At 37.2% G+C, this 11,853-nt stretch carries 10 protein-coding genes and 1 pseudogene; 10 read left to right on the forward strand and 1 reads right to left on the reverse strand.

Features of this window, described 5'->3' with window-relative positions; all coding sequences use genetic code 11:
* The coding region (locus Q0L68_RS10165; protein WP_296702513.1) for a bifunctional 2-polyprenyl-6-hydroxyphenol methylase/3-demethylubiquinol 3-O-methyltransferase UbiG at nucleotides 1–653 on the forward strand (653 nt) is incomplete at its 5' end.
* Between the two features lie 23 nt (nucleotides 654–676).
* Here Q0L68_RS10165 and Q0L68_RS10170 read toward each other — a convergent pair.
* Complete coding sequence (locus Q0L68_RS10170) at nucleotides 677–3,661, reverse strand: DUF2723 domain-containing protein (RefSeq protein ID WP_296702515.1); 2,985 nt, start codon at nucleotides 3,659–3,661, stop codon at nucleotides 677–679.
* Between the two features lie 170 nt (nucleotides 3,662–3,831).
* Here Q0L68_RS10170 and trxA point away from each other — a divergent pair, with 170 nt between their 5' ends.
* From trxA to Q0L68_RS10215, 9 genes and pseudogenes are all read left to right on the forward strand, one after another.
* Nucleotides 3,832–4,146: a thioredoxin gene (gene trxA, locus Q0L68_RS10175; RefSeq protein WP_296702520.1), complete on the forward strand. Its 315-nt coding sequence runs from the start codon at nucleotides 3,832–3,834 to the stop codon at nucleotides 4,144–4,146.
* A gap of 91 nt (nucleotides 4,147–4,237) precedes the next feature.
* Nucleotides 4,238–5,659, forward strand: coding sequence for an MBL fold metallo-hydrolase (locus tag Q0L68_RS10180; protein ID WP_296702523.1), 1,422 nt, complete (start codon nucleotides 4,238–4,240; stop codon nucleotides 5,657–5,659).
* A 76-nt stretch (nucleotides 5,660–5,735) separates the two neighbouring features.
* Nucleotides 5,736–7,160, forward strand: a complete 1,425-nt coding sequence (locus tag Q0L68_RS10185; protein WP_296702525.1) for a hypothetical protein — start codon at nucleotides 5,736–5,738, stop codon at nucleotides 7,158–7,160.
* A gap of 20 nt (nucleotides 7,161–7,180) precedes the next feature.
* Nucleotides 7,181–7,762, forward strand: a complete 582-nt coding sequence (locus Q0L68_RS10190; RefSeq protein WP_296702529.1) for a YeeE/YedE thiosulfate transporter family protein — start codon at nucleotides 7,181–7,183, stop codon at nucleotides 7,760–7,762.
* 12 nt (nucleotides 7,763–7,774) lie between these two features.
* Entirely contained in the window at nucleotides 7,775–8,260 is a 486-nt protein-coding gene (locus Q0L68_RS10195) for a DUF6691 family protein (protein WP_296702530.1), read from the forward strand.
* 260 nt (nucleotides 8,261–8,520) lie between these two features.
* Entirely contained in the window at nucleotides 8,521–9,693 is a 1,173-nt protein-coding gene (locus Q0L68_RS10200) for an MFS transporter (protein WP_296702532.1), read from the forward strand.
* Complete coding sequence (locus Q0L68_RS10205; RefSeq protein ID WP_296702534.1) at nucleotides 9,690–10,406, forward strand: acyl-ACP thioesterase domain-containing protein; 717 nt, start codon at nucleotides 9,690–9,692, stop codon at nucleotides 10,404–10,406. The genes Q0L68_RS10200 and Q0L68_RS10205 overlap by 4 nt, the downstream gene beginning before the upstream one ends.
* Before the next feature lie 83 nt (nucleotides 10,407–10,489).
* The gene (locus Q0L68_RS10210) at nucleotides 10,490–11,545 is read left to right on the forward strand and encodes a c-type cytochrome (protein WP_296702538.1); all 1,056 of its coding nucleotides are present in this window, start codon (nucleotides 10,490–10,492) and stop codon (nucleotides 11,543–11,545) included.
* A pseudogene (locus Q0L68_RS10215) lies at nucleotides 11,542–11,853 on the forward strand (hypothetical protein); the annotation flags it as partial. The gene Q0L68_RS10210 and the pseudogene Q0L68_RS10215, both read left to right, overlap by 4 nt.

An 11,853-nucleotide genomic window follows, 5' to 3' on the forward strand; every position in this document is an offset into this window, starting at 1 on the left:
GCTGCGGAGAAGGAAGGGGAGTAGAAATACTTTTGCCTCATGCCTCGGAATATTTGGGGATTGATAAGATTCAGGAAGTGATTGATGAGCTACGTAAAAAATTCCCCAAAGTGAATTTTGAACAAGCTGTGATTCCTCCTTTTCAAGGTATAGAAGATAACTCCTATGACACAGTGGTGAGTTTTCAGGTAATTGAGCATATTAAAAATGATCAACTTTTTCTTCAAGAAATTTATAGAGTGCTAAAACCTGGAGGGAAAGCAATTATTTCCACTCCGAATATCAAGCATACTTTATCAAGAAATCCTTGGCATATCAGGGAATATACGCCTCTGCAATTAATTGATTTGTCTAAATCCATTTTCGATCAAGTGGAGGCAAAAGGAGTAGGAGGAAATGAAAAAGTTTGGTCTTATCATGCTGCCAACAGAAAGTCGGTACAGAAAATCATGAGATTTGATATTTTTAATTTACAGTATAGGCTACCGGCCACAATTTTAAGAATGCCTTATGAAATCTTAAATAGGAGGAACAGAAATAAATTACACAAACAACAAGCTTCAAATGTTGTCGAAATAACGCATGAAGATTATCCTATTGTAGAAGACCCAGAATTAGGATTAGATTTATTCTATATTTTGCATAAAAAGTAAAAAAGCGGCTTAAGCCGCTTTTATTATCTTCTGTCTATCTGGGATGGAACAGCTTCCTCTCCCATATAGATTCTTAGTCTTCCTCTCAACTCGTCCGCTTTTTCCTGATACCCTCGTTCTTCCAATAGTGGTATGAAGTAGCGGATCATCTCAATGGATATCATCATTTCTCTGTCATAATCCCTGTCCTCATTAGTATAGAATTCAATCATATCCAATGATTTTTTTGAAACTTCATCTATGATTTCAAGTGCTTTTTCTTCTTCTCCTACTTCGAAGAATAGCGGTACAGATTGACCACTGGATAGATCATATGGGATTGCCTCATTGGGCATCACTTTCAAACCATAGTTTAAAAGTTCAGTTGCCTTATCCATTTTATTTTGATCCAAAAGTGCTATAACTATAGAATTTAAGGCACTTCTATGGTTGGAAGCAAACCTTCTATATTCTTCATCCAGATAAGCATTTGGATCATCCATGCCACGGAAAGCAAAATTTTCCATGTAGTTCTTATATGCGAGATCTGCATTGACTAATTCTTCACGAATAAAATCCGGCTTCTGAACAGGAAGTAATCTATATGTTAATCCTTCATTTACAACGTGATCTTCTAAGTCTATTCCGATGGTAGAAAGAGAGGTGTTGTTGAAATAGATAGGCCTTTCCCAATTGTTACTTGTGATCAAATCGATAAGCATCAAGGTTCCTTTTGTAAGGTATTGTCCTTTGACTCTTAAATTGATCTGAGGTGTAAATAAAGGCGTGAACTCATCAGGAATAATATCTTTATTAGCAACAGAGGCACTATCGATATCCAAAACAAGATTTCTTGATGGAACCATATTGACCACGCTTTTACCTCCGGTATTCACATTCAATCTTGGATCTGCCTCATTTAATAAATTAAGATAGGCTCTTACAGAAATAGCTGAATTAGGCTTGTCGTCACCAGTAACATACAGCACATCATTGGTTCCTTTTTGGTAGCGGGAATCATCCAAACTGAATGGTAATGCCTCTGACTCATTTACAGGACGTGTCATTTGCTCTACATACCAGTCAGTATCAAAGTAACTTAAAACGATTACTCTAACGTCAGTTCGGAAACCTTCTACTTCCTGTACATACCAAAGTGGGAATGTATCATTATCACCACCGGTAAAGAGTATGGCATTTGGTGCACAAGAAGCTAAGAAATTACGTGCAGAGTCTACAGAGAAGTATCTACCAGCTCTATTGTGATCATCCCAAGTTTGACTGGCAACCAAGCCTACCACTGGTAAAGTTAAAAGAGTGGCCAAAACTCCTGCAATAGCTAAATTTTTATTCATTTTACCAATGGCATGGGCAATACCCATTACTCCCATACCGATCCAAATAGCAAAAGCATAGAAGCTACCTACATAAATATAATCCCGTTCTCTCGGCTCTACCGGAGGGGAATTCAGGTAGAGAACCAACACTACTCCCATCATCAGGAATAACATTAAATTCACATAGAAAGATTTCGGATCAAACTTAGCCTGAAAAAACAAACCGATGATTCCCAAGAGTAATGGAAGCATTAGAAAATTGTTGTGGCCTTTGTTTTCTTTAATGTAATCTGGATATTTATCTGAAAAGGCGTCTGTAATTCCTATCCATGGGGCATCAGAAAAATCACTTTCCCTACCTGAAAAATTCCACATAAAGTATCTCCAATACATTTTACCAAGCTGATGCTTAAACATGAAATAGAGATTATCTCCAAAAGTAGGATCTTGACCTTCTCTTAAGCCCAGAACTTGACGGTAAATACGTTTATGGTTTTCCTGCGTAGAGTAGACCCTTGGTAAAATCGTTGTTTTTGAAGGTTCATAGATATTTTTCAATCCATAATCAACAATTTCGTACTTATCCTTTCCTTTCATGTACACTGGATCTCCTTCTTCCTGATCTACCAGTTTTGCTGTGAAATATTGACCATGTAATAATGGTCTATAGCCATATTGCTCTCTTTTGAGGTAAGATACATAGCTGATGATGTCCTTTGGAGCATTCTCATTTATGATAGGATCCTGATTGGCACGAATGACAATTAAGGCATAACTACTGTATCCAATTAAAATAAAAACTAAAGAAAGTAAAGCCGTATTTAAAGTCGCATTTTCCTTACTTCTAGAGTATTTGTAAGCAAAATATAAAGCTGTGAAAAAGGCTATTGAAAAGAATATAATACCGGAGCCAAAAGGCAAGCCTAAAGAATTCACGAAGAAAATTTCTATTGATCCTGCCAAACTTGGAAGTCCAGGAATAATAAGGTTATTGATGATGATCAGTGCTATACCACCAATAAGCATCGCCGCAAAGGCGCCTTTAAGACTTGGTTTTTCGTACTTTTTGAAATAATAAATTAATGCTAGAGCAGGAAGAGTAACCAAGTTGAGCAAGTGCACTCCTATAGAAAGACCTACCAAATAGGCAATGAAAATCATGAATTTGTTTTCATCTCTGGGGTCTTTTATAACGTCCCATTTTAAAAATGCCCAAATTACAATGGCGGTAAAAAATGAAGACATTGCGTAAACTTCAGCTTCTACTGCAGAGAACCAAAAGCTATCGGAGAAAGTATATAACAAAGCACCGACAATACCTGCCCCCATTAAAGAAATTACCTGGCCAGTACTCTCTTTTCCTTCTTCAATTTTATAGAGTCTTCTCCCGAAAAGGGTTATAGACCAGAATAAAAATAATATTGTGAAAGCTGAGAAAAGAGCACTTCCCACATTCATCCAATAGGCAACTTCCAAAACATCGCCGACGGCTAAAAAGCTAAACATCCTGTAAACCAATAAAAAGAAAGGTGCTCCAGGAGGATGAGGAACTTGCAATTTATACGAAACAGCAATGAATTCCCCTGGATCCCAGAAGCTTGCGGTTTTTTCTGCGGTCAAAATGTACACTACTGCGGCTGCGGCAAAAACTAGCCAGCCAGTTAAATTATTGATTTGCTTATACTTGAGCATTAATTCGAGATATTTGACTGGCGAAAATAAAAAAATAATCGCCAACTGTGGATTTTTTAGCACTTTTTAAAAGTTGAAGGAGAAATAGAAAAATTTTGCTGTGTGATATAAATTACTGTTGCGAACCTTAAGTCACTGTACTTTTGTTGTGTTAATTAAATACTATGAACATGAGCGCACAACCAAAAACCTTTCAGGAATTGATTGATGGAGACCAGCCAGTATTGGTGGATTTTACAGCTACCTGGTGCGGTCCATGTAAAATGATGCATCCTATATTGGAAGATACTTCTAGACAGATGGGGGATAAAGTAAAAATATTGAAAGTAGATGTGGATAAAAACCCTTTGGCAGCAAGTAAATTTCAAGTTAGGGGAGTTCCCACTTTGATTCTTTTCCAAAAAGGAAAAATTCTTTGGAGACAATCAGGAGTTGTTCCAGCCCATCAGTTGGTACAAACTATTCAATCTAATGTGAAGAGTTAGAATAATTGGAATGTGACAAAAGTCATTTAAGCTTAATAAACTCTTGAATATCTTTGGAAAGTTGAAAATAGAATAATAGGAAAATAACCATATGAAAATCGAACAAATTTATACTGGATGCCTTGCACAAGGAGCATATTACATCGAATCAGATGGCGAGGCTGCGGTAATCGACCCACTGAGAGAAGTACAGCCATACATTGAAAAAGCTGAAAGAAGAAATGCGGAAATAAAATATGTTTTCGAAACTCATTTCCATGCTGATTTCGTTTCTGGACACCAAGATCTTTCTAAAAAGACTGGAGCTCCGATTGTTTATGGACCTACAACTATGAAGATGGGATTCGATGCAATCGTTGCTGAAGATGGTCAGGAATTTAAAATTGGTAAAGCAAAAGTGAAAGTAATTCATACTCCTGGGCACACGATGGAGAGTTCTTGTTTTTTACTCTATAATGAAGAAGGAAAGCCAGAAGCAATCTTTACTGGGGACACTTTGTTTATCGGAGATGTAGGAAGACCGGATTTAGCTCAGAAAGTAATAAAAGACTTGACTCAGGATAAGTTAGCGGGCCATTTGTATGAATCCTTAAGAAATAAAATCATGCCTTTGCCTGATGATTTGATAGTCTATCCGGCACATGGTGCGGGATCAGCTTGTGGCAAGAATATGAGTAAAGAGACTTCAGATACTTTGGGAAATCAAAAGAAGACTAATTACGCGCTTCAGGAAATGACTAAAGAGGAATTTATCAAAGAGGTTATCACAGGTTTAACACCTCCTCCTGCTTATTTCCCTCAGAATGTAATGATGAATATCCAAGGATATGACAGCATAGATGATGTTTTGGAAAGAGGAGTGAAACCATTGACTCCAGCTCAGTTTGAAGCCGCAGCAAATGAAACAGGAGCTTTGATTTTGGATACAAGGGAACCTCAGGTATTTGCGAAAGGTTTTGTGCCTAATTCAGTAAATATCGGAATTGATGGAAGTTTTGCTGTATGGGTTGGAGCTATGATCCCTGATTTAAAACAGGAGATTTTAGTAGTTGCAGAGAAAGGTAGAGAGGAAGAGGTGATTACTAGACTGGCAAGAGTAGGATATGATTATGCCCTCGGATATTTGGAAGGAGGAATTGAAGCCTGGAAAAAATCAGGACATGAAATTGATCATATAGAATCTATTTCAGCTGAAGAATTGGCAGCTAGAAAAGAGAAAAATCCAGAGATCAATATTGTTGATGTAAGGAAAAATAGTGAATACTTATCAGAGCATGTAGTAGATGCGGAAAATGCACCTCTTGACTACATCAATGAAAGTATGTTGAAAATAAATAAGGATAAAACGTATTTCGTGCACTGTGCGGGAGGGTATAGATCTATGATCTTTAACTCAATTCTAAGAGCAAGAGGTTACGATAATCTGATTGATGTAGATGGTGGATTTAAAGCCATTAAAGAATCAGAGAAGTTTAAAGTAACAGATTACGTTTGTCCAACGACCTTGCTCTAACCGAGTGAGAAAAGTTGCTTAAACCCAAAAATGGCAGGCCGAAAGGTTTGCCATTTTAAATTTAAAGCAATTCAATGTGACTAAAGTCACACCGAAAATGAACACTGTTCTTCGCGCTATATCGCTTTTCTTTCTAATGTTTGGGTGGTTTCACCTAGCTCTGGCACAACATGGAAATATGGAGTCGATTGAGAATGATCCAGACAAAACGTTGTTTGGGAAAGTATTGAAAGAAGGAAGGTTTGAATTCCACCTTCGATCCTATTTTATGGCTACCCAAAACCAAGGCAATCTTTTGGATTACCAAACTTGGGGAACAGGTGCTGGAATAGGATATTTCTCTCCGCGTTGGAAAGGCTTAGGAATGGGATTTAGTGGTTTTTTTGTCTTTAGGCATTTTGAAAATAATGTAACGGCAACTGACCCTTTAACTCAAAGTTCAAACCGATATGAAATCCTTCTTTATGATTTACAAAATCCTAATAATCACAAGGATTTAGATAGACTTGAAGAGTTTTTCTTGAGTTATGAAAAAGAATCATTAAATATTTGGGTAGGAAGACATCATTTTGAAAGTCCATTTCTGAATGCTTCTGATAATAGAATGCGTCCCAACTTATTCAGTGGGATCTCAGTTGGATTCAAACCTGGTAAACTTGGAGTAAAAGCATCATGGTTTTCTCATGTTATCTCACGGGGATCATTAGAATGGTTGACGATTGAAGAGTCTTTTGGACTTTACAATACCGGCAGAAATCCTTTGGAATCAGAGGAATCTTATAAACATCATATCGATTCAAAAGGAATCGTTTCATTAGGTTTTGATTATGCTTCAGATCACGCAAATATCCAATCTTGGAGCTATTTAACAGAAGGAGTTTTTGGATTATCTATGCTGCAAGCTACTGGTCAACTAAGTTTAAATTCAGGACCAGAGTTTTTGTGGGGCATTCAAGGTTTCTATGAATCTTCTGTTGGAAATGGAGGAAATGAAAGCCCTGAAAAAGCCTATATTCTTCCAGGTGAGCAAACTGGTGGAATAGGCTTAAGTGGAGGATTGAAATGGGCAACTAGTAAGTTGACCATGAATTATCTGAAAATTTCAGATAATGGAAGATTTCTTTTTCCTAGGGAATGGGGTAGAGAACAATTCTTCGTTAGTCTTCCTAGAGAGCGATTTGAAGGACTTGGCGGGGTCAATGCCAAAATGATCAAATACGATCAAAGTTTCGTTGATGAAAAGTTAAAAATCGAAATGGGTTTCTCTTATATTGATAACCCGGACCAGGATGATTTTTATCTAAATAAATATGGAATACCTGATTATTTCCAGGTTTCCGGACTTGTTGATTATCAGTTGAAAGGATTCTTTCGTGGGCTAGATCTTCAACTATTGGTTGTTGGAAAAAAAGAAGCTCCAAGTCAGGAACTTTCTCCAGAAAATATTATTAATAAAGTAAACATGATAAACTACAGTTTTATAGTGGATTATAGATTTTAACAATAGAAAATTAATAGAATATGAATCAATTTATTGACTGGGTTTCACAACCTTGGCCTTGGTATGTGGCCGGTCCTCTTATCGGACTTACGGTACCTACCTTACTTCTAATTGGGAATAAGACTTTTGGTATCTCGTCTTCTTTAAGACATGCTTGTGCCATTTGTGTTCCTTCAGGAATTCCATTCTTTACGTATAACTGGCGGAAAGAAATGTGGAATTTAATGTTTGTTTTAGGAGTTTTAATAGGTGGTTTTATAGCCACTCAATTTCTTGCAAATCCAGCTGATTTTATACTTTCTGATCAGACTAAAGCAGATTTAACTGCTTTGGGGATAACGGATTTCTCTGGATTGATGCCTTCAGATATCTTCACTTGGAGTACACTATTTACGGCTAAAGGATTGTTGTTTTTTGTTTTCGGAGGATTCTTAGTTGGATTCGGAACAAGATACGCAGGCGGTTGTACTTCGGGTCATGCTATTATGGGGATCAGCTCTCTTCAGTGGCCGTCTCTTGTAGCTACTATTTTCTTTATGATCGGAGGATTTGTGATGACCCACTTATTGCTCGGGCCTTTAATGAGTTTGGTAGGATTTTAAATTATTGATGAAATGAAAGTATTAGAAAAAAACTTACAGGCAGAGGTTTGTGATGCACCAAATTCTCAAAAAGACATAGAAAAAGGTGTTGCATTGATCAAATACATAATCGTCGGGATTTTGTTCGGGATTGTTTTTGTGAAAGCCGAGATCATTTCTTGGTTTAGAATTCAGGAAATGTTTCGTCTTCAATCTTTCCACATGTATGGAGTGATCGGTTCGGCAATTATTACCGGGATTATATCAATTCAAATAATTAAACGATTTGGGATTAAAACCATCTCTGGTGAAACTGTAAATATCCCTAAAAAGGAATTTAGAAAAGGACAGATAATAGGTGGATTTATCTTCGGTTTGGGTTGGGCCATAACAGGTGCATGTCCGGGACCTTTATTTGCCCAGATCGGAAGTGGCTTTTTAGTTGTTTTTGTAACTCTCCTATTCGCAATAGCTGGTACTTGGGTTTACGGCAAGTTTTCAGATAGACTGCCCAATTAGACTCGAGTTGGTTGTTAATACAGGGATAGCCACTTTCTGAAAAGAGAGTGGCTTTTTTTTAGTCAAAAACTTTCCGAATAATAAATCTGATTAAAAAAATGATGGTAATGATGATAGCTCCTACAATGATGAATTCCATTTGTCAATTTTCTATGGATAACAGAACACAGCTAAAATAGTTTTAGACCCATTTTGATCGAAAGCAAAGCATATTAGACTAATATTCCTAAATTTCGAAACCTATTTACCTATACCTATTTATGAATTTCAATTCCAAACGAAGAGTAGCCTTAGGAGCTTTTTTCTTTTTTGTAGGACTTTGCTTCGCTTCATGGGCAGCACGAATACCCGATATCCAAGCTAGATTTGATTTATCTGAAGGGCAACTGGGAACTCTTTTATTGTTTCTTCCTATGGGTTCTGTAATAGGCTTACCTATTGCCGGCTGGGCGGTGCATCAGTTTGGAAGTAGGATGGTCATTATGGTTGGTTCTATTGCCTACGCTTTGACTTTACCCCTGATTGGTTTTGCTCCTTCCACTTGGGTTTTAGTACCGGTATTGGTTCTTTATGGAATGCTTGGAAACACAATGAATATTTCTTTGAACACCCAAGCATTAAATCTAGAAGATCAAATGGGAAAAAGTATTCTGGCTTCGTTTCATGGTCTGTGGAGTATGGCCGGATTTACTGGAGCAGGAATTGGAGCACTAATGATTTATTTGGGGATATCACCAGCAGCACATTTTGTAGTAGTAGCACTAATTTCTTTTATCATTATTCTTTCAGCCCAAGGGTTTATTATTAAGGAGAAAGCAGGAGCGGCCGATGGAGGATTAGTTTTGAAAAAGCCAGATGCTTTACTTCTTAGAATTAGTTTAATATCCTTTTTGGGGATGATGTGTGAGGGCTGTTTGTTTGATTGGAGCGGTGTGTATTTCAAGAAAGTTGTTTTGGCTGATCCTTCTTTAGTAGCCTTGGGCTATGTGGCTTTTATGGGGTCAATGGCATCGGGGAGGTTTATTACCGATAAAATTGCCGCTAGATTTACTAAAGTTGCCGTAATTCAAGTAAGTGGAGTTTTGATTTTTTTAGGACTTATTTTATCGGTCTTATTCCCAACTATTTCAATTGCCACATTTGGTTTTTTGTTAGTTGGTTTTGGAGTAGCATCCATTATTCCGCTATCATATAGTATTGCTGGTAGATCGAAACTATATGCACCAAGCGTTGCTTTAGCAATCGTATCAACGATTTCTTTTTTTGGATTCTTATTGGGGCCTCCATTGATAGGTTTTATAGCAGATTTATTTAATCTTAAAACCTCTTTTGCTTTGGTTGCTGTGTGTGCTTTAGGTATTACTCTTCTCTCTAGCTTTCGAAAATCCGTTTTCCTTATTCCAAAAAAAGTAAAAATAATTTCAAATTCATGAGTCTTTCTGAAAGATTTCAATTTGAAAAGGACTTCGAAATTGGTTCTTTTCAAGTTCATCCTGATGGTAAAACCAGGTTAAGCTGCGTCGCTGATTTATTTCAAGAGACTTCATGGGGGCATGCCGACTCAGCTGATTTCGGTAGAAATTTGCTGGAGGATAATAGAATGTGGGTATTGTCAAGAATGGATTTTCATTGTTTTAATATGCCTTCTTGGGGGCAAAAAGTAAGGGTTTTTACTGCAGGGAGAGGAGTGGAGAAGTTGTTTGCTTTTAGGGAATTTTTAATGACTGATGAGAGAGGTCAGGTTTTAGTTCAATGTATGACTTCTTATTTATTATTAAATATTCAATCAAAACGTCCTGTGAGACCCGAGGTTGTGTTGCCGGGAAAACTCTTTAACCCTTTGGAAAAACCTGAATGGCAAGCAGCTAAAGTGAAAGTTGACGGAGTATTGCTTGCAAGCGAACAATTGAAAGTGAGGTATTCAGACTTAGATCTTTATGATCATGTCAATAACACCAGTTATATTCTTTGGGTAGAAAATATTCTCAAAGAAAGAAAAATCGATAAAGATAAATTTTTAATCAATTTTCAAGCAGAGTGTTTACTTGGAGATATTGTTGAGATAAATTTATTTAAAGCTGAAGATCGATTTGTTTTTCAGGGTTTGGTAGGAGACAAACTCGTTTTTTTAGCGGAAGCCTATTAAATTTAAATAATCTAGGCTTGATGTGATTCTTGTCACAGGTTTTCGTGCGGTTTTAAGTCATTTTTGTAGCTTGAACTAAGAATATGAAACAGATCGGTAAACCATTTCTACAATTGATTACTCTGGTGTTGAGTTTATTAACACTTGCGAGCCTCTTGGTTGGGATTATTGGTGTTGTAATTTACTTATCCTTCTCAGGAGTAAACTTACCCTCTTTAAAAGAGGAGGCTGTTGTAGCCCAAATGATAGAAAAACCAGTTTCTAGGTCTTTGATGGATCCAGCAGGTATCTGGACTGCTCCGGCATGGAGCAAGGTAGATGAAGAACCCAATGCTGAGGTAATCAAATATGGTCGTGAGCTTATTGCCAATACATCCGAATATTTAGGACCTAACGGAAAGGTTAGGAAAATCTCTAATGGTCTTAATTGTCAGAATTGTCATTTACAAGCTGGTACCGTTCCACTAGGAAACAACTATTCGGCAGTTGCCAGTACTTATCCAAAAGTTAGAGGAAGGTCTGGAACAGAAGAGGATGTTCAATCCAGAATCAATGGTTGTTTTCAAAGAAGTCTCAATGGGGAAGCACTACCAAATAATAGCAAAGAAATGATTGCAATGGTAGCCTATATGAATTGGTTAGGTCAAAATGTTCCTAAAGGAGAAAAACCCATAGGTGCAGGGATTTATGAAATTCCGTTGTTAGATAGGGCAGCCGATCCAATCAAAGGTAAAATTGTTTATGATAAAGAATGCGTTGCCTGTCACATGACTGATGGTCAAGGACTAGCCAAATCAGATGGTAGTGGATATACTTACCCACCTTTGTGGGGAGAGCACAGTTATAATCAAAAGGCAGGACTTTATAGAATGTCAAGATTTGCTGGATATGTACGGGCAAATATGCCATTTGGAGCAACATATGAAAACCCGATTCTTACTGATGAGGAAGCTTGGGATGTAGCTGCTTATGTAAATAGCCTAGATAGACCTACCCGTGATTTCCCTAATGATTGGCCAGATATTTCCAAAAAGCCAATAGACCATCCTTTTGGGCCTTATGCTGATGAGTTTTCTGAGCAACAGCATAAGTTCGGACCATTCAAACCTATCAAAGAAGCCATAGCAAAACTAAAATGAGAAAGATTTTACTAGGGATATTCCTGGTACTTTCTTTTCATGCTAACGCTCAGGAATCAGAGAAAAAGCTAGAAATAGTACCGGATATCCATTTCCGTATGTTTTGGATGAGTACCAGCTATCCAAGTGACTTTAAAAATGATTTTGCATTGGGTTCTAGTTTAAATCTCGGTACAAAAATCACTTTTGCGGAACGACTTCAATTTCACCTTGGATATAGAGTCTATGGAAATTTATGGAGTTCGGATTTATCAGCACCAGATCCATTATCAGGCCTAAATAATCGATATGAGGTAGGATTATTTGAT

The sequence above is a fragment of the Algoriphagus sp. genome, assembly GCF_024642405.1.
In the GTDB taxonomy this organism is placed as follows: Bacteria; Bacteroidota; Bacteroidia; order Cytophagales; family Cyclobacteriaceae; genus Algoriphagus.

What these genes read in the sequence shown, in the direction of transcription:
- Q0L68_RS10190 (WP_296702529.1), top strand. Translation starts at nt 7,181, where the DNA reads ATGAATCAATTTATTGACTGGGTTTCACAACCTTGGCCTTGGTATGTG.
- Q0L68_RS10205 (WP_296702534.1), top strand. Translation starts at nt 9,690, where the DNA reads ATGAGTCTTTCTGAAAGATTTCAATTTGAAAAGGACTTCGAAATTGGT.
- Q0L68_RS10210 (WP_296702538.1), top strand. Translation starts at nt 10,490, where the DNA reads ATGAAACAGATCGGTAAACCATTTCTACAATTGATTACTCTGGTGTTG.
- Q0L68_RS10180 (WP_296702523.1), top strand. Translation starts at nt 4,238, where the DNA reads ATGAAAATCGAACAAATTTATACTGGATGCCTTGCACAAGGAGCATAT.
- Q0L68_RS10200 (WP_296702532.1), top strand. Translation starts at nt 8,521, where the DNA reads ATGAATTTCAATTCCAAACGAAGAGTAGCCTTAGGAGCTTTTTTCTTT.
- Q0L68_RS10170 (WP_296702515.1), bottom strand. Translation starts at nt 3,661, where the DNA reads ATGCTCAAGTATAAGCAAATCAATAATTTAACTGGCTGGCTAGTTTTT.
- trxA (WP_296702520.1), top strand. Translation starts at nt 3,832, where the DNA reads ATGAGCGCACAACCAAAAACCTTTCAGGAATTGATTGATGGAGACCAG.
- Q0L68_RS10195 (WP_296702530.1), top strand. Translation starts at nt 7,775, where the DNA reads ATGAAAGTATTAGAAAAAAACTTACAGGCAGAGGTTTGTGATGCACCA.